Source organism: Rhodococcus sp. BUPNP1 (assembly GCF_002215235.1).
Classification (GTDB): Bacteria; Actinomycetota; Actinomycetes; order Mycobacteriales; family Mycobacteriaceae; genus Rhodococcus.
Map to the genome: position 1 here is coordinate 75704 of NZ_NERM01000002.1, position 23666 is coordinate 99369.

A 23666-nucleotide genomic window follows, 5' to 3' on the forward strand; every position below is an offset into this window, starting at 1 on the left:
GTTCCGAACAGTGTCTTTCCGCTCCGGACAGGAGTATGCTTGCCGATAGGCAAATAAATTCGGAGGTGGTTCCATGTCTGAACTCACGGACAGCACCCCTCGATCCGAAACTCCTCCGTTCGACGCGGAAGACGTCCACCGTCTGCGTATCGCGATCGGACGGATCTCCCGCCGCATGGGCATGTTCGCCTCGGAGGAAGGGCTGACGCGTTCGCAGTCGACCCTCCTCACGACCGTCGCCCGCCACGAGACGATCGGAGTCCGCGACCTCGCGGAGATCGAAGGGCTCAACCCCACCATGTGTTCGCGCATGGTGGGCAAACTCGAAGACGCCGGGTTGCTCACCCGGTCCCCCGACGCCGACGACAAGCGCGTCGTCCGCGTCCACATCACTGCTGCCGGTGCCGCACTGTCGGCGGAACTGCGCGATCGCCGCACCGCCCTGTTCGCCCGTCACCTCACCGAGCTGAGCGACCGGCACCTCGAAGCTCTGCACGACGCACTGCCCGCCCTCGAGGCACTCTCGCAGCGCGTCGCCGATTCACCGCGTCCCTCCACCGAGGGGGGTCGCCCGTGACAGTGCTCGCCGACATCAGAGGACAGACCTTCGCCGCTCTGCGCGGCCCCAACTTCCGCCTCTACATCAGCGGCCAGGCCGTCTCGCTCATCGGCACGTGGATGCAGACGGTCGCGCAGTCGTGGCTGGTCCTGCAGCTCACCGGCTCCCCGACCGCCATCGGCGTCGTGCTCGCGCTGCAGACCGTGCCGATGTTGTTGCTCGGCCCCTACGGCGGCGTGGTCGCCGACCGCTCCGACAAGCGCCGGCTCATGATCGGATTGCAGACCCTCATGGGTGTGCAGGCCCTGATCCTGGGACTGCTCGTCGTCACCGACACCGTGGCCCTGTGGCACGTCTACGTCCTGGCGGTCGCGCTCGGCCTCAACCAGTGCTTCGAGAACCCCGCCCGCCAGTCGTTCATGCTCGAACTCGTCGGTCCGGAGGACCTGCGCAATGCCGTGAGCCTGCAGTCGGTCCTCGCCTCGTGCTCCCGCATGATCGGCCCGGCGGTCGCCGGCCTGGTCATCGCCGCGGGCGGACTCGGCGTGTGCTTCCTGCTCAACGCCGCGAGCTTCGTCGCCGTCGTCACCTCGCTGCTGCGACTCGACGTCTCCCGGCTCCAGCGCTCCCCCGCCGCCGCCCGCGCGAAGGGACAGCTGCGCGAGGGTTTCGCCTACGTCCGCAGCACGTCCGATCTGGCCGTCCCGCTGCTGATGATGGCGCTCGTCGGGTGTCTGGCCTTCGAGTTCCAGGTGGTCCTGCCGGTCCTGGCCGACCACACCTTCGCTGCCGGTGCCGGGGCCTACGGCTTCCTCACCGCCGCGATGGGCGCCGGATCGGTCGTGGGTGGGCTCGCCGTCGCCACCTGGGGTCGCACCGGAACCCGGCCGCTGATCCTCACCTCTCTCGCGTTCGGCATCGCCATGGCGATCGCCGCCGCGGCCCCGAACCTGACCACGCTCATCGTGCTCATGGTGATCGTCGGTGCCCTGAGCGTGACGTTCACGTCCACGACCAACAGTTCGCTGCAGCTCGCCTCCGCGCCGACGATGCGCGGACGGGTGATGGCCCTGTGGTCGGTCGCCTTCCTCGGCTCCACGGCCATCGGCGGTCCCATCGCCGGATGGGTCTGCGAGCAGTGGGGTGGCCGGGCCGGACTGCTGCTCGGTGCCGTCGCGTGTCTCGTCGCCGCGGCGATGGGAGTCGTCGCACTGCGCCGCCGGACCGCGACCCCCGCGGAACCCGCGGCCGTGACCGGTTAGGGTTCGTGACGAACGACACTCACACGCCGTAGGGCTCTGTGAGAGAACCCGACGGAGTCGGACTCGGTGCCAGCGAGCCCGAACCCGTCGGGTTCACGCAGCCCTCGGCTCGGGACAGGAGATACGAACAGTGGAGATTCAGGGATCCGCCGCACTGGTGACCGGTGCCGCATCCGGTCTCGGCGCCGCAACCGCACGCCGCCTCGCCGACGCCGGAGCCACCGTCTTCGGCCTCGACCTGCAGCAGTCCATCGACCGCGTCGGCGATGCCGCACCCGCGGGCGTCACGCTCCTCGCCACCGATGTGACCAGCGGCGACGAGGTGCAGGCCGCCGTCGACCGCATCGTCGAGTCCGGTGTTCCGCTGCGCATCGTCGTCAACTGCGCCGGTGTCGGCTGGGCCGGCCGCATCCTGTCGAAGAACGGCCCGCACGACCTCGAGCTGTTCCGCACGGTCATCACCGTCAACCTGCTCGGCACCTTCAACGTCATGCGCCTCGCGGCCGACGCGATCTCCAAGACCGAGACGGTCGACGAGTCGGGTCAGCGCGGCGTCGTCATCAACACCGCCTCGGTGGCGGCGTTCGAAGGCCAGATCGGCCAGATCGCGTACTCCGCGTCGAAGGGTGGCGTGCACGGCATGACCGTCCCCGCCGCACGCGACCTCGCGCAGTTCGGCATCCGCGTCAACACCATCGCCCCCGGCATCGTCGACACCCCGATGCTCGCCGGTGTCACCGAGGAGTACCGCAAGGGCCTCGAGGCCGGTGTGCCGTTCCCGTCGCGGCTCGCCCAGCCCGCCGAGTACGCACAGCTCGCGCAGATGATCGTCGAGCACGACTACCTCAACGGCGAGACCATCCGCATGGACGGCGCGCTGCGCATGGCGCCGCGGTAACCCTTCCTCCGGTAACCCCGCCTCTTCCGTGCGCGTTTCCGGCAGTTCCGGCTGCCGGGAACGCGCACGTGCGTTAGACCGGACCCATGCGGATCGTTCTCGCCGTGGTGCTCGTCGTCGCGCTCGTCGGCGTCGCCGGCTGGGCGTTGCAACGACGCCTGATCTATTTGCCCGACAGCTCCACTCCCCCGTCCGCTGCGACCGTCCTGCCCGGCGCCGAGGACGTCGTGCTCACCACCGACGACGGTCTCGAGCTCGACGCCTGGTTCGTGCCCGGTCGCGCCCCCGACGGTCCCGGAGCCGGCTTCACGGTTCTCCTCGCTCCCGGTAACGGCGGCAACCGCCTCGGCCGCGTCGACACCGCCGCCGACCTCGCCGCGGCGGGTTTCTCGACGCTCCTGTTCGACTACCGCGGGTACGGCGGTAATCCCGGCACCCCCACCGAGGAGGGTCTCGCCGCCGACGCCCGCGCGGCCCTCAAGCATCTCCGTGCACGCGACGACGTCGACCCCACCCGGTTGCTGTACTTCGGGGAGAGCCTCGGCTGCGCCGTGGTCACCGCGCTCGCCGTCGACGAACCACCCGCCGGGATGCTGCTGCGCTCGCCGTTCACCGACCTCGCCGCCGTGGCCCGGCACCACTATCCGTTCGTCCCCGCCGCAGCGCTGAAGGACGAGTTCCCCGTCGCCGAACTCGTCGGCCGCATCGATGTGCCGATCACGGTCGTCTACGGCACCGCCGACAGCATCGTCCCGCCCGCCCAGAGCACGGCGGTCGCCGATGCCGCCCGGCAGTTGCACGAGCGGGTCGAGCTCGACGGTCTCGAACACAACGATCCGCCGATGTTCGGCGCGCCCGTGGTGGACGCCCTGATCCGGCTCAGAGCAGGCCTGTGAGCCTGGCGGAGCCGTCGACGAGGAATCTCACCAGATCGGGATCCGGCTGCACCTTCGCAGCCGACCCGTGCAGGTACAGGCCGCCGACGACGAAGGACGACGAGTCGCGGATCGGGACGGCCAGCGCCGCCCGGCCCAGCCGCGTCTCCTGGCATTCCCGCGCGTAACCGAACGAGACGATCTCGCGCAGCTCCCGCGCCAGCGACTCGCGGTCGCACATCGTGAACTCGGTGAGCCGGCGCAACTCGGCGTCCGGGGCCGCCCCCGGCACGTGTGCCAGCATCAGCTTGCCGATGGCATTGGCGTGCAACGACTTCGACAGCGTGGTGATGGCGACGATCTCGTGGTCCGGATCCTGGTCGACGAAGCGGAGCCGGCTCCCGGCGAAGGACGCGACGTGCAGCCCGAAACGCGTGCGCCCCCGCAGATCCTCCATCACATCGTGGAGCGATTCGGACGGAGTGGATTCCGCTGCGGCCTGGGCGAGTTCGGCGGTACGACGACCGAGCGCGAAACCCGACAGGTCGGGGACGCGCACGAGATAGCCGTCTGCGACGAGCAGGTTCAGCATCCGGTAGGCGGTGGCGGGAGGCACTCCGGCGAACGCCGCGATCTCCTTGGCGGTGGTGCCGGGACCGAGCTGTGCGACGGCCTCGAGCATCCCCAGCGCCTTCTGCACGGCATGGGGTTGTCGTCCTCCGAAAGGTGTCTCGGAGGACCGGATCGGCACGTGCGCGGTCACATCCGCTCCTCCTGTGTGCCCCCCGTGACGATCTGCGGCCGACCGTGCTCGTCGAGGACCAGTGTCCCCGCCCCCGGCAGCAGATCGGTGGTCTCGACGGTGTCGAAGGCTCCGATCGTCGCAAGACTCTGCGGGCGGAGCCGGCGCAGCACCGCATGCCAGACCGGTCCCGACACCAGGAGCGCGACGAGTGCCACCGGCACGACGAGCAGCGAGTGCGTGACCCCGTCGACGGCCGTTCCCACCAGCAGACCGCCGCCGAGCAACGCGACGAACACCGCCGCGACCCGCGTCCAGGTGGTGTCCTCACCGATGCGGTGCAGGAACCGCAGCGACGCCACAGCGACCAGCGTGTACGCCGCGACCAGCGCGACCTCGACGACCCCGTCGAAGACGGACGAATCCGCGTCCGCCGCCAGGGTGTACAGCACCGAACCCGCGACGCTCACTGCGACGAACGTGCCCACCGCGAGATAGGGCGTCCGCAGGGTGCCGTGCACGCGGGCGAGGGCGGACGGCAGTACCCGTTCGACACCCATCGAGTACAGGAGCCTCGAGCCTGCCTGGGCGCAGCCGAGCGTCGACGCGAACCACGAGCACGCCATGCCCGTCTTCACGGCGAGCACGACCGCCCACGACGCGCCGGAGTCGACACCGTCGAAATACGCTCCGATGATGAGCGATCCGCGTCCGGTCAGCGAGGCGACGGCCGCGAAGACGAACAGCGCCCCGACGACGAGAGGGGTGATCAGCACCGTCCGGCTCACGGTGACGAGCGGCCGACGGGCCTCGGGACCGAAGAACGCCGCGCTCTCGAAACCGGCCATGGACAGGACGGTCATCAGCGCCAGGAATGGCAGCAGACTCAGCGGTGAGACCGGCAACTCGCTCGTCGTCGAGCCACCCGTCGGCGCGACCAGCATCGTCGCGACGATCAGTACCAGCGAACACGTTTCGACGAGCAGGATCGCGCGGGTCGCGAACCGCACCCCGCGAATCGCGATCAGGGCGACGACCCCGCCGAGCACCGCCGTCGTCACCAGCCACGGCCCCGTCCCCGGAAGATGCAGTCCGGCAAGCTCGCCGATGTCCAGTACGGTGCGTGCTCCCTGGCCGAGCACGGAGATCGAGATGCCGAGATATCCGACGATGAGTGCCGTGCCCGTCACGAGGGCCGCGCGCGTGCCGAGTCCCTGGAAGACGAAGCTGTAGAGCGATCCCGCTGCGGCCAGGCGTCGAGTGAACTGTGTGATGCACCATGCGACCAGCACGACGACGCCGGTCGTCGCGGCGATGGTGAGCACACCGCCGAGTCCCGGAGCGCTCACGGTCATCCACAGGGCGATGAACACCATGCCGGTGGCGGGGGCGATCGTCGACAGCGACTGTCCGATCAGATCGAGCTGGGACAACTGCCGGCGGCCGAGCGCGTGCAGGGGTGAGCGCACGTGAGCCCCGGTGGGTTCCGCGTCCTGCGCGCGGTCGATCGCCGCCCGGAGTGCTGACGTCACGACCGTGGTCCTTTCACTGATTTCGTCCGGACGCTAACCCCGTTCTGTTACAGCTGCATTACCTGCGCGAACACGACGTGCCGTCCAAATGGGAATCCGCTCGCGGCAGCGCTGCGAGGTACATCACGCCGCCGCCTTCCCCACGGAGTCGCGCGAACGCAAAAGCCCACGTCGCCGAGGCTCGGCCCCACGGATTTCCGCGGCTCGCGTTCTCGTTCGAGGTGTCCCCGTTCGTTTCTCCGGCGTCGCATGCCCGACTCGAGACCACAGCACGATGTGTCCATCCCCACCTGCGAGGGATCCGCCGGGACCTCGAGAAGGTCCCGCAGCGAAACGGAAGGAGTGGTCGCACACATGCTGTGGGTGCTGATCGCATCGATCGTCGGAGGCACGCTGTTGCTCGCCGGCATCCCCAAGACCCGGGACCGCCAGGGTCTGCTGCGCACGGTCCGCGGGTACAAGCTGCTTCCCGCGCCGCTCGAGAACGCGGTGTCGTTCGCGCTGCCGTGGGCCGAGATCGTCCTCGGTGCCGCGCTCGTCACGGGCATCGCCGGACGGTGGGCGGCCGCAGGCGCCGCGCTGCTGTTCCTGTGCTTCTTCGGCGGCCTGACGATCAACCTCCTCCGAGGCCGTCGTGACCTCGACTGCGGCTGTTTCGCATTCGGTTCCCACGATGTCCCGCGGATCGGGTGGTTCCATGCGGTTCGGGCCGGCGCGTTCGTGCTCGTCTCCGCAGCCCTGGCCCTCGTTCCCGCCGGCGCACCGTCGCTCGCCGAGCACCTCCTCGCCGTCGCGCTCGCCGCGCTGGTGCTGGTCGTGGTCGTCACCGCGGTGCAGTTGCGGTCGATCGTGCATCCGGGTCGGCGCCCGGTCGACGACCACCTGACGAAGGCCTCGATCGAACTCCGTGCCGCCTCGACCCTCTCGCGGTACTGACAAATCCGAACGGAGAAATCTGTGAACACCTTCCTGCTGATCGCGGTCATCGTGCTGGCCGTCGCCGTCGCGGCGCTGTTCCTCATGCTGCTCGCCCTCGCCCGCGAGATCGGGCGCGTGCAGGTGCGTCTCGGCCCCCTCGGCGCCCGGATGATGGACACCGGCCCGAAGATCGCCCAGGTCGGTCCGAGCTTCCGCGGCCTGAAGGACCACCTCGGCCGCGAGATCGGTGTCGGCGGCCACCGCGACAGGGCGCAGCTGCTGCTGTTCACCGCGCCGTCGTGCTCGACCTGCAAGAGCCTGCTGCCCGGCGTCAAGGCGATGGCGAAGGCGGAGAAGGACCTCGACGTCGTCATCATCTCGGACGGTACGCCCGAGGAGCACCAGAACTTCCTCGCCGGTTCGGGTATCGGAGCCGAGCTCAGCTACGTCGACGCCCGCGATGTGGGCATCGCCTACCAGGTGGGCACCACTCCGTACGGCGTGATCCTCGACGAGCACGGCAAGATCCAGGCCAAGGGCCTGTGCAACCACATGGCGCAGGTCGAATCCCTCCTCAACGCACTCGAATCCGGTACGCCGTCGCTGCAGCACCTGCACGAGGCAGCCAAGACTCGCGCCGCAGCCGGTCTGTGATCTGCGAGCGCCGACCGCGCCGTCGGTACGGGCGGAATCTCATCCCCTTCTCGAGATCGGAGTACGTCGTTGGACCTCAGACCCTCATCCGGTGAACCGGAGATGCACGAGAACCGATATCCGGTGGACGAAGCCACCGTCAAGGAACAGGCCGAATGGATGGCCGGCCGCGGCGGATCCTTCATCGGCCGCACCGGACGCAGGATGTCCGAGCGGGTCTCCCGCCGTTCGGTGATCAGCAAGATCGGCCGGTGGACCATGGGTGTCTCCGGTGTGGCACTGATCAGTTCGCTGCCCGTCACCCGCACAGCCCTGGCGCAGGAGCCGCCGGCCCCCGCCCCCGCCGAACCCGAACCGTTCGTTCCGGTCTACGACGGCAAGGATCCCGCCGAGTGCGAGTACTGGCGCTGGTGCAACATGGACGGCACCTCGTGCGCCGCCTGCAACGGCGGCGGCGTCACCACCTGTGCACCGGGAAGCCGTCCCGGAGCGGAGTTCTGGGTGGGGTGCTGCACGCATCCCGACACCGGTAAGACCTACCTGATCGCCTACTACGACTGCTGTGGTGCACCGTCGTGCTCGAACGCCTTCTGCGGTGAGCCCGACATGCAGGCCATCATGTACAACCCGGTCTCGGGCAGCTTCGACCAGGAGGTCATCTGGTGCGTGTCCGACGAATCCCAGTCGTACACCTGCACGATGGCACCGATCATCGGTGAGGACTGCCAGACCCGTCCCGCCGCACGACCGAAGGTGGGCGCCGGATCATGAAGCGCACCCAACGGGCGGTCGCCGCGACCGTCCCGCTCGCTCTCGCACTGTCCCTCGCGGCGTGCTCGAGCGACGACGACAGCGCCTCGTCCGCTGCGGCGGGCGAGGTCAGCTACCCGACCGTCCCCTACACCACTCCCGGTGAGGGCATCTCCCTCGGCCACGACGACCAGGAGATCGGCGACACCATCCCGGAACCCGTGCACGTCTCGGAGATCCAGCCCGCGAGCGAGAACGACCTGCTCGCGGTCCTCCGGACTCCGGGCGGGCTCGAGATCGGTGTGAACGTCCTCGACCCGGTCACCGGCGTCGCGGGCAGCCGCATCGTCGTGGGCCCCGGCATCTGGGATCCCGTCATCCACGGCTTCGTGGGCGAGAGTTCCTCGGACCCGGCGGTTCTCGCCGCCGAGGTGTGGCGGCCCCGCGGTTCGCGCGGCCAGGCCGACTTCACCGTCACCACCTACTCGGGCGACCTGCTCGAGCCGGACGAGATCGAACTGCCCGACTACGCCCGCGCGCACTCGCGCCCCGGCTCCAGTGCCGTCACCTCGGACGGGAAGTACTTCGTGACGTGGGACGACGGCCTGTACGGCGTCCGCGTCGTCGATCTCGAGGCCGGCGAGGAGAGTGGCGCGCTGCAGATCATCGGGTGCGGGCCGTTCACCTGGCTCGTCGACCACGAGCTCTACAGCGTGTGCGAGGACACCCGCGAGCTGATCCAGATCTCCATCGACGATGCCGGTGTCCCCACGGAGACGGCGCGCACGAAGGTGCTGCCCGACGACTTCGTCAGCAACCGCAAGGTGACCTGGGCCGCGGACGCGAAGAAGGCACTGCTCGTCGGCGCGACCGGCGACGTCTTCGTCTTCGACTTCTCGAACGGTCTGCCGGAGGATCCCGTCGCTCCCATCGGGAACGCGGGTCAGGACGGTGGCCGCTTCGCGGAGAACGCCATCAACAACACCGGCGACCGGATCGCGATCGAGTACACCGACAGCGAGATCCATCCGCACTCGGCGCGCGGCGGCGACATCGTCAAGGTCGAGTTGTTCGACGCCGCCGGCCTCACACCGATCCGCACCCTCGATCTCGCGGCGCTGGGACTGACGGACATCGCGTCCATGGCCTTCTCCGTCGACGGATCGATCCTGTACGTGGTCGGTTCGGGCCCCGAGGTCGACGGCGAGTCGGCCCAGCGCATCGTCGGTGTCTCGGCGAGCGACGGCGCCGAGGTCAGTGCTGCCGAGGTCACCGGCACCGTCGACGACATCCGTTCCCTCCTGACCCCGCAGGTGATCCGATGACACGACCCGGTACCGGGCTCGTGCTCGACCGCCGACGCTTCCTCCGCCTGGGCACCCTCGGTGCCGGGGCGGTGGGGCTCGGCGCCGTCGGGTTCGGTGCCGCCGCCTGCAGCTCCGGTACGTCCGGGCAGCAGGCGGCGGCCGCCGAGCTCGACTACATCCGTCCCACCGACCCCGAGGTGGCCGCGGCCGAGGCGGCCCGCGTCACCTCGGGGGCGACGGCCGCCTTCGCGCTCGCTGCGGGTGTGGGCGCCGTGGACCTCGGTGGGCGGATCGTGAACACGTGGACCTACGGCGGGGCCGCCGTCGCACCCGAGCTGCGGTTGTCGAAGGGCGACCGGGTGCGGGTGTCGGTGGACAACGGGCTTCCGCAGGAGACCACGCTGCACTGGCACGGCATCCGGATCCGCAACGACATGGACGGTGCGGCTCCGGTCACGCAGGAACCGATCGGCGCCGACGGCGGCCGGTTCGAGTACGACTTCGTCGCACCCGATCCGGGCACCTACTGGTACCACTCGCACAGCGGACTGCAGGCCGACCGCGGCCTGTTCGGGGCCATGATCATCGAGGACCCGAACGACGCGACCGGCGCGGACGCCGACGCGGTGCTCGTGCTCGACGACTGGGTCGACGGTCTGGGCACCACCCCCGACGCGGTCCTGGCCGCGCTCAACCCGCAGGTCGCCGGGCACGGTCACGCCGGGCACAGCGGTGGGCCGGCCGAGTACTCGGACGCCGATGCCTCGGTGGCGCAGCAGATCACGTCGGCGGGCCACGGGGACTCCGTCCCGCTCGGCGGCATGACCCAGCACATCGCGTACCCGCTGCACCTGATCAACGGACGCCCGCCGAACGATCCCGTCGTGGTGGAAGCCGCTGCGGGACAACGGTTGCGACTGCGGATCATCAACGCCGCCGCGGAGACGCCCTACCGCTTCGCCGTGGCCGGTCACGAACTGACCGTCGTCGCCGTGGACGGTTTCGACGTGCAGCCGACGACCGCCGACACCGTGATCCTCGGCATGGCGCAGCGGGTGGACGTGCTCGTCACGGTCCGCTCCGGTGCGTGGCCGATCGTGGCGAAGGTCGAGGGTCGCGACGGCTACGCGTCGACCGTGCTGCGGTCCCACGACGCGGTTCCGATGTCGAACCCCGATGTGGGAGGAAACATCCCGGAGCTGAACGGGCGACTGGTACCCGAGAGCGAACTGCGGCCCGCCGAATCGGTGCTGCTCGAGAAGCGGGACGTCGACCGCGACTACCGCGTCGAGCTGATCCAGGCCGGCGACCGCTACGTGTGGGGCATGGCCGGCCCCGACGCCGGCCGACTGGTGATGAAGGAGGGTGAACGGATCCGGATCACGATGGTCAACTCGTCGCCGATGTGGCATCCCATGCACACCCACGGCCACACCTTCGCCGTACCGAGTTACGGCGGTCTGCGACGCGACACCGTCAACGTGCTTCCGGGGACCGAACTCGCCATCGAGTTCGACGCGGACAATCCGGGCGAGTGGATGTTTCACTGCCACAACGCCTATCACTTCGAGGCAGGAATGACCGCGAATCTGCGGTACATCCGGTGAGGACGAGATCATGAAGAAGTTTCTTTCCGCGATCGCGGGCACGACACTCGCGATGGGACTGCTGACCGGATGCGGCAGTGCGGACGCCGACGAACCCGCCGTCGTCATCGAGGTCTCCAACATGTCGTACAGCCCGGCCTCGGTCACCATCGAGAAGGGCCAGACCGTGCAGTGGCACTTCGACGACTCGGGTCTGCCGCACGACGTGGCCGGTGACGGTGCGCTCGAAGGTGACCTGAAGAGCGAACTGCTCACCGAGGGCACCTACGAGTACACCTTCGACGAGGCCGGCACGTTCACCTACCACTGCACGCCGCACCCCGCGATGGTCGGCACGATCATCGTCGAATGAGGCGGATCCGGTGGGGCGTGGCCGCGTTCGCGATGCTGGCCGCGACCTCGTGTGCGGGCTCCCCCGCCGGGCCGGACGCGGAGATCGTCGTGCGCGACGTGCACTTCGCACCGGTGGACGTGACCGTACCGGTGGGCGGCACCGTCCGGTGGACGTTCGACGACGGCGGGGTCCTGCATCACGTCGGATCGGAGGGCGAGTTCGACAGCGGCATCACCCCCGAGGGGAGCTTCGAGCACACCTTCACGACGCCGGGCGTCTACGAGTACCACTGCTCGGTCCACCGGTACATGACCGGAACCGTCACCGTGACCGGGTGACGGACAACGCCGTCCGCCGTCCGATCGCACCCTAGAGCACCACAGCAAAGGAGCATCCCAATGACGGAAACACTCGTGCGTGAGCCCCTGGCTCACCCACCCCTCGGAGTCGACGTACCGGAGATACGCCCGACGCTCGAGAACGCCGTCGCGAAGAAGACCCGCGGCGGCCTGATCGCCGGTGCCGCGGTGGTCGGCGCCGCCGCCGGTCTCGTCGCGGCCCCCTCGACCCCGACGGCCATGACCGCCGCGGTGATCACGACCGGTGCGGTGACGGCACTGGCCGCCAACTGGTCGACCTGCGGCATGTCGGTGGCCGGCGTGGTCGCCGCACCGAAGCAGCCGGGACGCCGCGGGTCGTCGACCCCGGTGCGCCGCCTCGGCTGGCACGCCCTGGGATCGCTCGCGACGGGCATTCCCACCGGCGCGCTCTTCGGTGCACTCGGTGCGCTCGTGACCGGCTCGGTGCCGTGGGCATGGATGCTCGCGGCCTGGGGCGTGATCGCACTCGGCTACGGCCTGCACGAGCTGGGCATGATCACCCTGCCGACGCCCATGCGGCGTCAGCAGCTCCCCCGCCATCTGCGGCGCACGATGGCGCCGTGGAAGGTATCGCTGCTGTTCGGCGCGCTCATCGGCCCCGGCTTCATGATCTTCATCCGGTCCAGCGCGTACTACCTGCTGGTCCTCGGCGTGATCGCCTCCGGTTCGCCGGTGCTCGGCGCCGCGATGTTCGCGACCGTCAGCCTCGGTCGCTGCATGCCGAGCGTGCTGGCCATCCTGCACACCCGCCGCGGTGGTTCGATGCCCGGCTTCCTGTCGGCGATGTGCGTCATCGACCGTCGCGTCCAGACCCTCACCGGCGGTGTCCTCATCGCCCTGGCGGCCTTCGCTCTTGCCGCACTGGTCTGATCTCCCGTGCGTGGTTCCGGTGGCCGAGGCCGCCGGAACCACGCACGTGGCATGCTCTGCGCTACAGGTCCTCGACGAACGGGATGTCGAGCACCGCGCGATCGCTCATCCACTCGCGCAGGACCTTCGTGGCGATCACGTCGTCCTCGTTGTACTCGAGCAACCGCACACGCTGCGCCGGATCGGGCTCGCCCGCCATACCCACGGCCTCGCGGTACCAGCTCATCGACGCCTCACCCCCGGCCTCGGCGTCACGCCAGTGATGCCCCGCGATCGGCGCGATCTTCTTGAGCCCCTTGCCGTTCGGGCACACGAACTGGTCGGTGACGGCCTGGAAGATGTCGACCCACTCGTTCGAACCGATGAACGCCTTGACCTCCGCGAGCTCCGGCACACCCGGGAATCCGTGGAACCGCCGCGCCGACGACAGCAACCACTTGTCCTCCGCCGACCGCGAATAGCAGTAGGCCGCAAAGGTCTTCCCGCGACGTTCGGCCGCGCGCCGCTGGTCCGACAGCCAGCGCCAGAACTCGGCGAACGAGCGCGCCTCGTCGTCGGTCGGCACGGGCTCCCACGTCGCGAACGGGATGTACTCGGAGGACGATCCCGAATTGAGCAGCGTGCCCCACAGATAGGCGCCGTGCTCGTGGTAGCTCTCCATGTCGATGTCGACCTCGACGTCGGCGCGGTGGACGTGCACGTGCCGGTAGCGACGCACGAGCGGCGCACCGGCGATCCACGCCCGCGCCGTGACGATCGCGTCCTCGAACGAACCCTGCGGCCACGCCTCGGGTTCCTCGCCGTCCCACCGGGCGAGGCCGTCGATGGTGTGCACCTCCAGTTCGCGCAGCACTGCGGCACGTTGCCCCGGCGCGACGAGCGACACGTCCCGGGTGACGGTGAGTTCGGCGCGGCAGCGGTCCCACCACGGGCAGGTCTTGCACTCGCCGATCTGCGACGGCGCCGTCGGAGTGAGACCCCGCGCGATCTCGAGTCGGTCCGCCAGGCGGGCGTCGTAGTCGTCGAGGATCTGGTCGAGATCGTGCACGAGGATGCAGTCGCCGCCGTATCCGATCGCGCCGGCGACCTTCGCGGGGCTCGCGAGTCCGTGACGTTCGAGCATCCGGTACAGGTGCGCGAGGCGCATCTGGTCGCGCACCTGACTGCGCACCTTGCGGGTCTCGTCGACGGCGGGTGCCCACGCGAACAGGTCGGTGGTGAGCGCGCCGCGTCCGGGATCGGTGACCTTGTGGTTGACGACGATCACCGGGATGTAGCCACCGCGTTCGGCATCGCGCAGCAGGATCTCCGAGCGGCCGCGGCGTCCGGTGTCGGGTTCGCTCGGCAGCACCGCACCCCAGATGCGGTCGGCTCCCGCGCGGCACGCGTCGAGGGTGCGCTCGGCGCGCTGCGACATCGGCCCTTCCGGGGCGACGAGCACCCACCCGTCCGGGTCGGCGTCGAACAGCGTCTGGCGGATCGCCTCACGATGCGCAGCCGCCGCCTCCTGGCGTTGCCGCGCACCCGGATTCTCGGGTGCACCTGCGAGTTCGTCGGGGAAGGTGGCGTCGAGATAGACCCGGTGGCGGCACCTCGTCAGCGCAGCGGCCTCGAGGGAGACGGCTGTGCGCTGTGACACTCCGCGTTCGGGCCGCGGTAGTTCTCCGGTTGCGTCCACGACATTCCAGGGTATTCCCTGCACAGGCGACGGCTCGCAGCAGCACCGTCACGTTAGGCTGACGCGGGGCGCCGGAGCGTCGTGTCGTACCGAATGGAGGGTGCTGTTCGATGGGGTTGTTCACACGGAAGCGTCGCGCGACTCGCAGGGCGGAAGCGAAGGCGCTGAGGACCAAGGCGAAGCTCGAGGCCAGACTGGTCGCGAAGAATCGGCTCGAGAACGACCGGCGGGCAGCGAAGGCCCGGGCGAAGATCGACAAGAAGCTCGCGAAGTCGCAGGTCAAGCTCGACCAGGAACTCGTGAGGTCGCAGGCCAAGGTCGAGAAGGAACAGATCGCGACCCTCAAGGCACAGAAGAAGGCCGCTGAGAATCAGGGCCTCACCGCAGCGAAGGTGCGCCGCTATCTCGGCGTCGCGCGTCTGCTCGCGCCGGTGCTCGTCCCGATCGTCTACCAGGCCGTGACGGCGCTGCGCGGTCAGCTCGACTCGCGTCGCGCGCAGCAGCTCGGGGTGCCGATCGAGGAACTGGGTTCGTTCACCGGTCACGGTGCCCGGCTCAGTGCCCGCATCGCGGGTGCGGAGCAGTCGCTCGCGAAGGTCGAGCAGCGCAACCCCAAGGACGCGGAGACGCAGAAGTTCGCCACGGCGACCCGCGAACGCCTCACCGATCTGACCGCCGCCGTGCAGACGGCCGAGCAGATGCCGGCCGCGCGCCGGAAGTCGGCGCATGCGGCGATCTCGTCGGAACTCGACGGCATCGAAGCGGATCTTCTCGCACGCCTCGGCGTGCGCTGACACGGCCTGCACATCAGGAACGAGCACGACCGACAGTGACCAGGTACCCGACCGTTCTCGGCACCACCGCGGGCATCGCCACCGCGGTGCTGGCGGTGGCCGCCCACGGCTCCGCCGGCGGTGGTGTGCCGACGGGACCGGTCGCGGTATTGCTGGTCGCGGTCGCGGCGATCGTCGGGATCCTCGGCGCGCACCAGCCGTCGCTGTCACCGCTCGTGCTCCTCGCCGGTGGGCAGGCGGCCACGCACGTCGCGCTCACCGTGCTGGTGCCCGGCCACGAACACCTGTCGGTGTCCATGCTGGGCGCCCACATGCTCGCCGTCGCCGTATGTGCGGTGCTGCTCACCGCTGCGGCCCACGTATACGCGGCGTGCGGCACCGCGCTGCGGGTCGTGCTGCTGCGCGGCCCCCGGGTCGCCGCACCCGCCGTGCTCGCTCCCACCTCGTCGACCGACCGGCTCGTGTGGGGACGTGCACCCCCGGCCATCTCGCGGAGAGGACCACCGCTCGCCACGGCTGCGCTGTGACGATCGATCCTCCAACCACGAGAAAGACCCATACATGTTCGAGTTCTCCCGTCGCGCCCTCGTGGGCGCGACAGCAACCGCTGCGCTGATGGTCGCGGGCGCCGGCATCGCCTCCGCCCACGTCACCGTCGTCGCACCCGGGGCCGAGCAGGGCGGCTACACCGTCCTGACCTTCCGGGTCCCCACCGAGTCCGAGACCGCCGGCACGACGGCCGTCACCGTCGAGCTTCCGGGCCTGCGCTCGGCGCGCACCGAGCCGTTGCCCGGCTGGACGGCGACCGTCGAGAAGGATCCCGAGTCGCAGCTCGCGACCTCCGTGACGTGGACCGCCGAGCCGGACGTGCAGGTCGGGCCGGGACAGTTCCAGCAGTTCGTCCTGTCCGTCGGGCCGCTGCCCGACGAGGACGAGGTCTCCTTCCCCGCGATCCAGACCTACAGCGACGGCGAGGTCGTGGCGTGGGACGAGATCGCGACCGGCGACGAGGAGCCCGAGCGTCCCGCCCCCAGCCTGACCCTCGCCGCGAGCAGCGGAGACGGGCACGGCGGCAGCGGCGACGCGCACGTCACCGACACCGGTGAGACCGCCGCGGCGTCGGAGGGTACCACCACCGACAGCACCGCGCGCTGGCTCGGCGGTATCGGCCTGGTGCTCGGCGCGCTCGGTGCCGCACTCGGCCTCGGCGCCGTGATCCGGGGGCGGCGGGCATGAAGCGCATCCTCGTTCTCCTCACCGCGGTGATCGCGGCTCTGACCCTGTCCGTCGGCTCCGCGTCCGCCCACTCGGTGGTGCTGTCGAGCTCGCCCGAGGACGGCGAGCAGATCGCCGAGGCACCCGATCGGGTGACCGTGACGTTCAACGAGAACCTGCAGGAGCAGTTCGCGGCCCTGACCGTCGTCGGGCCGGACGGCAACCTGTGGTCGAAGAGCGACCCGATCATCGAGGGTGCGACCGCAGCCGTCGAACTCGACGGCCTCGGCCCCGTGGGCGAGTACACGATCGCCTACCGGGTGACCTCCGCCGACGGACATCCCGTCAGCGGAACCCGCACCTTCACGCTCACCCGGGAGGGAACCGGCACGCCCGGCGAGGCGGCATCCGGTGACACCGCGACCGGCGAGACCGGCGCGGAGTCGGGCGAGAGCGACAGCAGCGGACCGGCCGTGTGGTGGTTCGTCGTCGCAGGTGTCGTCGTGGTCGCCGCAGGTCTCGCCTTCGCGCTGCGCAAGCCGAAGGCCTGACCCGCATGATCCCGGAACGCCGGCAGTGGCTCGTCGTGGCCGCTGCCGGCGTTGCCTTCGGAACCGTCGCGGGCATCGCCGTGGCCGGTTCCCTCGCCCTGCCCGCCCCGTCGAGTTCGGTGCGGGCGATCGGGCTGTGTGTCGGCTCGACCGTGCTCGGACTCGCGGTCCTGGCGGTCATGGTGCAGCGGCAACGCCGTCCCGCGGTCTCCTCCGACACGCTGTGGCGCACGATCGCCGCGCTCGGCGGTGTCTGGCTCGCGCTCGCGAGCATCGACCTCGCCTGGGCCGCGTCCACCGCCGCCGACGTTCCCGCCACAGATGTGGACGTGGGGCGGTTCGGGCAGTTCCTGGCCACCACCACGGGCCGCGTGGATGCGTCGGCGTGGGTGTGCATCGCCGCGATCGTCGTCGTCGCCGCGGTGGCGTACCGCCGGTCGGCGTCGTGGTCCACCCTGCCGGTGCTCGTCGCCGCGGCGCTCGCGTTGATTGCCCGCCCGGTCACCGGCCACATGGCGCAACAACCGCTCGGGTCGCTGTTCAACGCCGTGCACGTGCTCGCGGCCGCGGTGTGGTTCGGGGTGCTCGTGGCGCTGGCCGTCACCGTGCGGGGCCGCGGAGCGTGGGCGGAACTGCTACCGCGCTACTCGCAGCTGGCCGTGCGGTGCGTGGTGGCGTTGGTGATCACGGGCGTGGTCGACGCGGCGGTACGGCTCGGCTCGGTCTCTGCGCTACTGGGCACCGGCTACGGACGCGTCGTGCTCGCGAAGGCGATCGTGCTGTGCGCCCTGCTCGGGCTCGCGTGGAACTGGCGGCGCAACTGGCTCCCGGCAGCCTCGACGCACCGCCTGCCGGAGGAGGAGTCGCTGCGCAACGCCGTCCTCGAGGTGTGCGCGATGTCGGTGGCGCTCGGGCTCGCAGCGGGGCTCGCGACCACCGGCTGAGCCGTCACAAGCCGACGACGGCCGAGCCGTCACAAACCGACGACGGCCGAGTCGTCACAGGCTTGCCGCGCGTTCCAGGTCCTGCACGAACGAGCGGAACATGTCGTCGCGCTGCGATTTCGCCCGCAGCACCGCCGACGGGTGCACGGTGACGACCACCGCCGGATCGCACGACCCGCACAGCTCCTCGGGCAGATGCAGGACCTCACCGCGGTGTTGTGTGAGCTTGAAGTCCTTGCCGAGCAGCGACTGCGCGGCGGTGGCTCCGAGGCACACCACCACGTCGGGGCGGACGGCATCGAGCTCGGCCTCGAGCCACGGGCGGCACGCCGCGACCTGCCCACCCGACGGTTTCTTGTGGATCCGTCTGCGGCCGTTGGCGGACCGGTCGAAGCGGAAATGCTTGACGGCGTTGGTCACGTACACCGTGCCGCGATCGATGCCCGCGCGTTCGAGGGCCTTGTCGAACAGGTGCCCCGCGGGCCCGACGAACGGTTCTCCCGCGAGGTCCTCCTCGTTGCCCGGTTGTTCGCCGACGAACAGCATGCGCGCGTCGCGCACCCCTGCGCCGAAGACCGTCCGCTCGGCGGCCTTGTAGAGATCGCATCCCCGGCATCCCGCGGACGCGGCGGCGAGTTCGGCGAGGTCGCGGCTGTCGGGTACGTACTCCTGCGCGCCGGGATAGGTCACCATGGCTGTCGCATACCCGGCTTCACCGCGGTTGCACCAGTCGCGCGATCCAGGCGCGGCTGTCGGCGGGGTCGATGACGTCGTCGAGTTCGAAGCTCGTCGCCGCCTGCAGGGCCTTGCCCTGCTGGTAGGCGAGGGCGACGAGCCGGTCGAACAGCTCCTCGCGCTCCCGGGGTGTCTCCGCGGCGTCGAGTTCCTTGCGGAATCCGAGACGCACGGCTCCCTCGAGTCCCATTCCGCCGATCTCCCCCGTCGGCCACGCGACGGTGAATTCGGGTGCGTGGAAGGACCCGCCCGCCATCGCCATCGCGCCGAGGCCGTAACCCTTGCGGAGGATGATCATGCCGAACGGGACGGTCAGGCGTGCGCCGGCGACGAAGAAGCGTCCGAAGCGGCGCACGGTGGCGTCCTTCTCCGATTCCGGTCCGACCATGAATCCCGGTGTGTCGCACAGACTCACCACGGGCAGCCGGTGCGATTCGCACAGTTCCAGGAAATCCGCGGCCTTGTCGGCGGCCTCGGCATCGATCGCCCCGCCGAGGTGGGCACTGCTGTTGGCGAGCACACCGTAGGCGGCGCCCTCGACGCGCATCAGGGCGGTGACGATGCCGACGCCGTAGTCCGGGCGCAGTTCGAGCACCGATCCGACGTCGGCGATCGCGTCGATCGCCGATCGCACGTCGTAGGCGCGGAGACGGTTCTCCGGCACCACATGTCGCGCGAGACGCGGGTCGGGTGCCTGCCGGTCCTCGTGCGGCGCGGTGAAGTAGGCGAGATATCGCCGGGCGACGTCCACGGCGTGCGCCTCGTCGCGCGCCGCGACGTGCACGACCCCGTTGCGGCGTTGCACGTCGATCGGTCCGATGTCCTCGGGGCGGTGCACCCCGAGCCCTCCGCCCTCGATCATCGCGGGACCGCCCATGCCGATAGTGGCGTCGGGGGTCGCGATGAGCACGTCGCACACCCCGGCGAGCGCGGCGTTGCCCGCGAAGCAGCGGCCGGAGACGACCGCGACGGTGGGCACGCGTCCGCGCAGTGACGCCATCGAGCGGAAGGTGGGCAGGTCGAGTCCCGCACCGGAACCGGCGTCGACGTCCCCGGGTCGCCCGCCGCCACCCTCGGCGAACAGCACGAGCGGCACCCGCCGCCGGGCGGCGAGTTCGAGCAGCCGATCGGTCTTGCGGTGGTTGTTGCGGCCCTGGGTGCCCGCGAGGACGGTGTAGTCGTAGGACATCACGACCACCTCGGCCCCACCGATCCGGGCGGTGCCGCCGACGAGCCCGTCCGCGGGGGTGTTCGCGATCAGGTCCTCCTCGCTGCGGCGGCCGCGCTGCGCGGCGAGGACGAGCGGTCCGTATTCGACGAAGCTGCCGTCGTCGACGAGGTCGGCGATGTTCTCGCGTGCCGTGCGTCGGCCCCGCCCGTGCCGCTTCGCCACGACCTCGGGTCGCGCCGCGTCGGTGGTGATCTCGTGTCTGCGACGGATCTCGTCGAGGTCGGCGCGGTCGGCGTCGAGGTCGACGGCGGCGATGTCGTCCGTCGCGGTCTCCGCGTCGAACAGGCGGACCACCGCGAGCACCGTGCCCGGGTCGACGGTGCGGCCCGGCTCGACGAGCACACGTTCGACCACGGCACTGCCGGGTGCCCGGATCTCGTGCTGCATCTTCATCGCGTCGAGAACGGCGAGCGGCGCACCCGCCGGAACGGTGTCGCCTGCGCGGGCGATCTCCACGACCGTGCCGACCATCTCGGCGCGCACCGCGTGTTCGTCGGCGCGCAGATCCGTGTACTCCACCGGCGCGGCCGTGGTGGCGTCGACGAAATCCGCGAGCCGCTCCCCCAACCACGTGGTGTGGATACTTCCGGATCGGAACTCCTTGTCGTCCAGGATCTTCTGCAGAAGGTCGCGGTTGGTGTCCACACCGTCGACGACGAACTCGCCGAGTGCCGTCGACGCCTTGCGCAGGACCGCCGCGCGGTCGCCGGAGCGCACGTACGCGACGACCTTGGCGAGCAGCGAGTCGTAACGTCCGGTCACCTCGAGGCCGGGCCGGCCGTGGGTGTCGACGCGGATGCCCGGTCCGGTGGGTGGTGTGAACGCGGTGAGCGTCCCGGCGGCGGGCAGGGCGATGCCGTCGGCGCGCGGCATCTCGGCGTTGACGCGCACCTGCACCGCGATGCCCTGCGCCGCCGCAGGACGTCCGCCTATCCCGCTGCCGTCGAAGGCGATTCCTTCCGGGAGACCGAGTTCGTCGAATCCCGCCCCGCGAGCGATCGCGATCTGGGTCGCCACGAGGTCGACGCCCGTCACCTCCTCGGTGACGGTGTGTTCCACCTGGATCCGGGGGTTGACCTCGAGAAACACGAAACCGTCGTCGTGGACGAGGAATTCGACGGTGGACAGTCCGTGGCACCCGACGTGCCCGATCAGCCGGACCGCCGCGCCGTGCAGCGCCTCCCGCAGGGCGTGGGGCAGATCGGGCGCGGGTGCGATCTCCACGAGCTTCTGGTGCCGGCGTTGCACGCTGCAGTCGCGATCGCCCGACGCCACCGCGCGGGTACCCGACCCCGATTCGGCAGCCACGACCTGCACCTCGACGTGCCGGGCACGCTCGACGAGCGCCTCGGCGTACAACCGGTCGTCGTCGAAGGCGACGTGCGCTTCGGCAGCGGCGAGCCGGAGCGCCTCGTCGAGATCGGCGGCATCGCGGACCACGCGCATGCCGCGACCGCCACCACCTGCCAGTGCCTTGACGACGATCCCGCCCGGACGGTCGCGCAGGAAGGCCCGCACGGACTCCGGATCCGTCGCCTCGACGGCGGCGGTCACCGGGATGCCGAGTTCCTCCGCCACCGAGCGGGCGGCCCGCTTGTCGCCGAGGATGCGCAATGCTTCCGGGGACGGCCCGACGAAGGTGAGTCCGGCGTCCGCGCAGGCCTGTGCGAAGGCGGCGTTCTCGCTGAGGAATCCGTAACCGGGATGCACGAGCGTGCATCCGGTCGCCCGGGCGACACCGACGATCGCGTCGGGGTCGAGATAGGCCGAGGGACCGGACCCCGGCAGGGCCTCGGCTCGCGTGGCGGCGCGGACGTGCGGAGCGTCGGCGTCGTCCGCGGCGTGGACGGCGACGGTGTCGAGTCCGAGGTCCCCGGCCGTGCGGACGACACGCAACGCGATCTCACCCCGGTTGGCTACGAGCAGCATCGACGATCCTTCCCTCGGCAGCGGCTGCATCCACGATTACTACCGGGTCCGGAAAGGACAAGATCATCGATCGACGGTACTCGGGTTCATGGCGACGGTACAGACATTCAGCGAGAGCGTTCTGCCCCTGATCGGTACGATTCGAGCCAGTTCGTTGCGCGGGTCAGCGCAAGACCGCGGTCATCGGTATAGGCGGCCGACCACTGGATTCCCGCTCTGGTGATGCGATCGAGGATATCGGTCGCATCGATGATGCCGTCCCGGATGAGAGCGGACACGAACTCGTAGTCCTTGGTCCGGCCGGCGATGATCTTCGCCGCACACAGATCCACCGGATCGAGGCACAAACCGGTGCGCCCGTACTCCGCGCCGGATCCGTCGTCAGCGGTGAAATGCACGAGTCGGTTCTCCCAGCCGTTGGGCAGTACCACCGTATCCTTGTGGATGCCTTCGACGTAGACGCCGTGCAGATTGTGGAACGGGGAATCTTCCCCGACAAAAACATCCAGGACACTGAGCTTGTCATCGAGGTCGGTCCCGGCTGTGAAGGCGCTGCCCGGCGATATGTCCACCTCGCGGGACATGGATGCCTCGGCAGGAAGCGCCGAATCGTCGTAGCTGCCCAGGATGGACTGCGATCCGAAGACCACTACATACGGTTCTCCGAGATATGCGCACGCCGTCCTGATCGCGCGGGCGAACTGTTCGCGGTTCACGCAGCGCGATGCCGCAGGTTATCGAGCACCTCGAGACGCTCGGACTCGGTCAACAACACGGTCAGCGGCGACAGATTCCGCATCTCGCGTCCCACCTCGTCATCGGAGAGGACCACTTGCCGGATCAAGTCGAGATCACCCGTTCGCAACAGGTGCTCCCACCGCTCCACGTGCTCGAGCAGGGACTTACCTCGGACCTGCTCGCGGATCCTGTCCAGGTTCCGACGAACCTGGTCGGTGTCCATCGGCAGATGCTCACGCTCGATCTTGTCCAGGACCGCAGTCTGCATGAGTTCTTGTCGGATGACCTTCCGCGGTACGACGGACATCTCAACTCCCTCATGCTCGAAACCGCAATGCGTTGACCTGGAAAATTGCCGATTTCAGTCTAATGCAGCCGGCACCCGCACGAAGATGCGTCTCACGTGACCACCACGGGACGGTGGCGCAGGGCGCGGCCGAGACCGAGCGCCATCAGCACGGACGTGATCGAGGCCGTCGCCATGATCGCGGCGAGCACGACCACCTGGAACCGTCCGGCCTCTACCGGCGACAGCCCGCCGAAGACCGCGCCGACGAACGCCCCGGGCAGGGTCACCAGACCGGTCGTCCTCGTCTGGTCGGTCGACGGGATCATCGCCGCGTGCACGGCGAAGCGTGCGGGTGAGAGCGTCGCCTGCCGCATGGTCGCGCCGAGCGCGAGCCAGCCCTCCACCTCGGGCCAGTGGTCGTCGACGGTTTCGTGGAAGCGGCGACCGGCGAGGGTCGCGACCGTCATGGTGTTGCCGATGATGATGCCGCCGAGCGCGAGCGCGTAGCGCGGGGTTGCCTCCACCGCGCCGGTCGCGAAGACGATGCCCGCCGCGACGAGTACGCCGGTCGACATCGCGACGGCCGTCGCCCCGCGCACGACGGCCTCGTTCCCGATCCGCCGGCAGGCCGTCCACCACGCGACAGTGAACATCACGACGAGCACCGCCGCGACCCACCGGGCGTCGGTGATGACGCCGGAGAGCACGACGCTGATGAGCGCGAGCTGCACCGCGCCGCGGGCGATGGCACCGACCGGCGCGAACCGGTGCGGGACCCGGAACGCCCACAGCACCGCCGTCGAGATCGCGGCGAGGGCGAGGACGCCGACGATCGTGCGGATCAGGACGGTCGGGTCGATCACAGGGTCGACGT

At 69.8% G+C, this 23666-nt stretch carries 25 protein-coding genes; 17 read left to right on the forward strand and 8 right to left on the reverse strand.

The features are described from left to right. Positions 1 to 73 precede the first annotated feature (73 nt). The 4 genes from B9C99_RS02210 to B9C99_RS02225 all read left to right on the forward strand — a co-directional run bounded on the left by B9C99_RS02210 (position 74) and on the right by B9C99_RS02225 (position 3615). Positions 74 to 577, forward strand: a complete 504-nt coding sequence (locus B9C99_RS02210) for a MarR family winged helix-turn-helix transcriptional regulator (RefSeq protein ID WP_016694590.1) — start codon at positions 74 to 76, stop codon at positions 575 to 577. Continuing rightward, entirely contained in the window at positions 574 to 1821 is a 1248-nt protein-coding gene (locus tag B9C99_RS02215; protein ID WP_016694591.1) for an MFS transporter, read from the forward strand. Before B9C99_RS02210 ends, B9C99_RS02215 begins: the two co-directional genes overlap by 4 nt. Before the next feature lie 130 nt (positions 1822 to 1951). Then, positions 1952 to 2719 carry an SDR family NAD(P)-dependent oxidoreductase gene (locus B9C99_RS02220; RefSeq protein ID WP_006553390.1) on the forward strand — a complete coding sequence of 256 codons (768 nt, stop codon included), beginning with the start codon at positions 1952 to 1954 and terminating at the stop codon, positions 2717 to 2719. Positions 2720 to 2805: 86 nt separating this feature from the next. Next, positions 2806 to 3615 (forward strand): alpha/beta hydrolase, encoded by an 810-nt coding sequence (locus tag B9C99_RS02225; RefSeq protein WP_088896844.1) that lies wholly within the window; start codon positions 2806 to 2808, stop codon positions 3613 to 3615. On the opposite strand, the gene B9C99_RS02230 is transcribed toward B9C99_RS02225, so the two are convergent. Both B9C99_RS02230 and B9C99_RS02235 read right to left on the reverse strand, forming a co-directional pair. Continuing rightward, positions 3599 to 4357: an IclR family transcriptional regulator gene (locus tag B9C99_RS02230; protein WP_016694594.1), complete on the reverse strand. Its 759-nt coding sequence runs from the start codon at positions 4355 to 4357 to the stop codon at positions 3599 to 3601. The genes B9C99_RS02225 and B9C99_RS02230 overlap by 17 nt on opposite strands. Continuing rightward, a complete protein-coding gene (locus B9C99_RS02235; RefSeq protein ID WP_088896845.1) occupies positions 4354 to 5868 on the reverse strand; it encodes an APC family permease in 1515 nt (504 codons plus the stop codon). Before B9C99_RS02235 ends, B9C99_RS02230 begins: the two co-directional genes overlap by 4 nt. A gap of 354 nt (positions 5869 to 6222) precedes the next feature. Between B9C99_RS02235 and B9C99_RS02240 the strand changes: the two genes are divergently transcribed. The 8 genes from B9C99_RS02240 (at position 6223) to B9C99_RS02275 (ending at position 12688) form a co-directional block, all read left to right on the forward strand. Beyond that, positions 6223 to 6804 (forward strand): MauE/DoxX family redox-associated membrane protein, encoded by a 582-nt coding sequence (locus tag B9C99_RS02240; protein WP_088896974.1) that lies wholly within the window; start codon positions 6223 to 6225, stop codon positions 6802 to 6804. 21 nt (positions 6805 to 6825) lie between these two features. Next, entirely contained in the window at positions 6826 to 7440 is a 615-nt protein-coding gene (locus B9C99_RS02245) for a redoxin domain-containing protein (RefSeq protein WP_016694597.1), read from the forward strand. A 102-nt stretch (positions 7441 to 7542) separates the two neighbouring features. Beyond that, entirely contained in the window at positions 7543 to 8211 is a 669-nt protein-coding gene (locus B9C99_RS02250) for a methylamine dehydrogenase light chain (protein WP_088896846.1), read from the forward strand. After that, positions 8208 to 9515 (forward strand): hypothetical protein, encoded by a 1308-nt coding sequence (locus B9C99_RS02255; protein WP_088896847.1) that lies wholly within the window; start codon positions 8208 to 8210, stop codon positions 9513 to 9515. Before B9C99_RS02250 ends, B9C99_RS02255 begins: the two co-directional genes overlap by 4 nt. Next, positions 9512 to 11104 carry a multicopper oxidase family protein gene (locus B9C99_RS02260; protein ID WP_088896848.1) on the forward strand — a complete coding sequence of 531 codons (1593 nt, stop codon included), beginning with the start codon at positions 9512 to 9514 and terminating at the stop codon, positions 11102 to 11104. The genes B9C99_RS02255 and B9C99_RS02260 overlap by 4 nt, the downstream gene beginning before the upstream one ends. 10 nt (positions 11105 to 11114) lie before the next feature. Beyond that, positions 11115 to 11456 carry a plastocyanin/azurin family copper-binding protein gene (locus tag B9C99_RS02265; protein ID WP_016695408.1) on the forward strand — a complete coding sequence of 114 codons (342 nt, stop codon included), beginning with the start codon at positions 11115 to 11117 and terminating at the stop codon, positions 11454 to 11456. Beyond that, on the forward strand, positions 11453 to 11776 hold the full coding sequence (locus B9C99_RS02270) for a cupredoxin domain-containing protein (protein ID WP_088896849.1): 324 nt from the start codon (positions 11453 to 11455) through the stop codon (positions 11774 to 11776). The genes B9C99_RS02265 and B9C99_RS02270 overlap by 4 nt, the downstream gene beginning before the upstream one ends. A 60-nt stretch (positions 11777 to 11836) precedes the next feature. Next, entirely contained in the window at positions 11837 to 12688 is an 852-nt protein-coding gene (locus B9C99_RS02275) for a methylamine utilization protein (protein ID WP_088896850.1), read from the forward strand. 61 nt (positions 12689 to 12749) lie between these two features. Here B9C99_RS02275 and B9C99_RS02280 read toward each other — a convergent pair whose 3' ends face one another. Then, complete coding sequence (locus B9C99_RS02280) at positions 12750 to 14327, reverse strand: TM0106 family RecB-like putative nuclease (RefSeq protein WP_088896851.1); 1578 nt, start codon at positions 14325 to 14327, stop codon at positions 12750 to 12752. A 149-nt stretch (positions 14328 to 14476) separates the two neighbouring features. Between B9C99_RS02280 and B9C99_RS02285 the strand changes: the two genes are divergently transcribed. Genes B9C99_RS02285 through B9C99_RS02305 form a run of 5 tightly spaced genes read left to right on the forward strand, consistent with a single transcriptional unit; the run spans position 14477 to position 17870 of the window. After that, on the forward strand, positions 14477 to 15160 hold the full coding sequence (locus tag B9C99_RS02285) for a DUF6474 family protein (protein ID WP_088896852.1): 684 nt from the start codon (positions 14477 to 14479) through the stop codon (positions 15158 to 15160). A gap of 35 nt (positions 15161 to 15195) precedes the next feature. Next, positions 15196 to 15687 (forward strand): hypothetical protein, encoded by a 492-nt coding sequence (locus tag B9C99_RS02290; RefSeq protein ID WP_088896853.1) that lies wholly within the window; start codon positions 15196 to 15198, stop codon positions 15685 to 15687. A 34-nt stretch (positions 15688 to 15721) separates the two neighbouring features. After that, positions 15722 to 16396 carry a YcnI family protein gene (locus B9C99_RS02295; protein ID WP_088896854.1) on the forward strand — a complete coding sequence of 225 codons (675 nt, stop codon included), beginning with the start codon at positions 15722 to 15724 and terminating at the stop codon, positions 16394 to 16396. Continuing rightward, positions 16393 to 16926 carry a copper resistance CopC family protein gene (locus B9C99_RS02300; protein ID WP_088896855.1) on the forward strand — a complete coding sequence of 178 codons (534 nt, stop codon included), beginning with the start codon at positions 16393 to 16395 and terminating at the stop codon, positions 16924 to 16926. The genes B9C99_RS02295 and B9C99_RS02300 overlap by 4 nt, the downstream gene beginning before the upstream one ends. A gap of 5 nt (positions 16927 to 16931) precedes the next feature. Continuing rightward, positions 16932 to 17870, forward strand: a complete 939-nt coding sequence (locus tag B9C99_RS02305) for a copper resistance D family protein (protein ID WP_088896856.1) — start codon at positions 16932 to 16934, stop codon at positions 17868 to 17870. A gap of 54 nt (positions 17871 to 17924) precedes the next feature. On the opposite strand, the gene B9C99_RS02310 is transcribed toward B9C99_RS02305, so the two are convergent. The 5 genes from B9C99_RS02310 to B9C99_RS02330 form a co-directional block, all read right to left on the reverse strand. Then, a complete protein-coding gene (locus B9C99_RS02310; RefSeq protein ID WP_016695399.1) occupies positions 17925 to 18563 on the reverse strand; it encodes a UdgX family uracil-DNA binding protein in 639 nt (212 codons plus the stop codon). A 19-nt stretch (positions 18564 to 18582) separates the two neighbouring features. Next, a complete protein-coding gene (locus B9C99_RS02315) occupies positions 18583 to 21765 on the reverse strand; it encodes a carboxyl transferase domain-containing protein (protein ID WP_088896975.1) in 3183 nt (1060 codons plus the stop codon). A gap of 107 nt (positions 21766 to 21872) precedes the next feature. After that, complete coding sequence (locus tag B9C99_RS02320) at positions 21873 to 22481, reverse strand: hypothetical protein (protein ID WP_088896857.1); 609 nt, start codon at positions 22479 to 22481, stop codon at positions 21873 to 21875. Further along, a complete protein-coding gene (locus B9C99_RS02325) occupies positions 22478 to 22810 on the reverse strand; it encodes a hypothetical protein (RefSeq protein WP_088896858.1) in 333 nt (110 codons plus the stop codon). The genes B9C99_RS02320 and B9C99_RS02325 overlap by 4 nt, the downstream gene beginning before the upstream one ends. 92 nt (positions 22811 to 22902) lie before the next feature. Further along, positions 22903 to 23655 (reverse strand): ABC transporter permease, encoded by a 753-nt coding sequence (locus tag B9C99_RS02330; RefSeq protein ID WP_088896859.1) that lies wholly within the window; start codon positions 23653 to 23655, stop codon positions 22903 to 22905. Positions 23656 to 23666 lie beyond the last annotated feature (11 nt).

Bases quoted from the DNA above. Each gene is read 5' to 3' on its own strand.
- B9C99_RS02240 (WP_088896974.1), top strand. From the start codon at position 6,223: ATGCTGTGGGTGCTGATCGCATCGATCGTCGGAGGCACGCTGTTGCTC.
- B9C99_RS02275 (WP_088896850.1), top strand. From the start codon at position 11,837: ATGACGGAAACACTCGTGCGTGAGCCCCTGGCTCACCCACCCCTCGGA.
- B9C99_RS02260 (WP_088896848.1), top strand. From the start codon at position 9,512: ATGACACGACCCGGTACCGGGCTCGTGCTCGACCGCCGACGCTTCCTC.
- B9C99_RS02305 (WP_088896856.1), top strand. From the start codon at position 16,932: ATGATCCCGGAACGCCGGCAGTGGCTCGTCGTGGCCGCTGCCGGCGTT.
- B9C99_RS02210 (WP_016694590.1), top strand. From the start codon at position 74: ATGTCTGAACTCACGGACAGCACCCCTCGATCCGAAACTCCTCCGTTC.
- B9C99_RS02315 (WP_088896975.1), bottom strand. From the start codon at position 21,765: ATGCTGCTCGTAGCCAACCGGGGTGAGATCGCGTTGCGTGTCGTCCGC.
- B9C99_RS02295 (WP_088896854.1), top strand. From the start codon at position 15,722: ATGTTCGAGTTCTCCCGTCGCGCCCTCGTGGGCGCGACAGCAACCGCT.
- B9C99_RS02250 (WP_088896846.1), top strand. From the start codon at position 7,543: ATGCACGAGAACCGATATCCGGTGGACGAAGCCACCGTCAAGGAACAG.
- B9C99_RS02310 (WP_016695399.1), bottom strand. From the start codon at position 18,563: ATGGTGACCTATCCCGGCGCGCAGGAGTACGTACCCGACAGCCGCGAC.
- B9C99_RS02255 (WP_088896847.1), top strand. From the start codon at position 8,208: ATGAAGCGCACCCAACGGGCGGTCGCCGCGACCGTCCCGCTCGCTCTC.
- B9C99_RS02225 (WP_088896844.1), top strand. From the start codon at position 2,806: ATGCGGATCGTTCTCGCCGTGGTGCTCGTCGTCGCGCTCGTCGGCGTC.
- B9C99_RS02270 (WP_088896849.1), top strand. From the start codon at position 11,453: ATGAGGCGGATCCGGTGGGGCGTGGCCGCGTTCGCGATGCTGGCCGCG.
- B9C99_RS02265 (WP_016695408.1), top strand. From the start codon at position 11,115: ATGAAGAAGTTTCTTTCCGCGATCGCGGGCACGACACTCGCGATGGGA.
- B9C99_RS02325 (WP_088896858.1), bottom strand. From the start codon at position 22,810: ATGTCCGTCGTACCGCGGAAGGTCATCCGACAAGAACTCATGCAGACT.
- B9C99_RS02300 (WP_088896855.1), top strand. From the start codon at position 16,393: ATGAAGCGCATCCTCGTTCTCCTCACCGCGGTGATCGCGGCTCTGACC.
- B9C99_RS02285 (WP_088896852.1), top strand. From the start codon at position 14,477: ATGGGGTTGTTCACACGGAAGCGTCGCGCGACTCGCAGGGCGGAAGCG.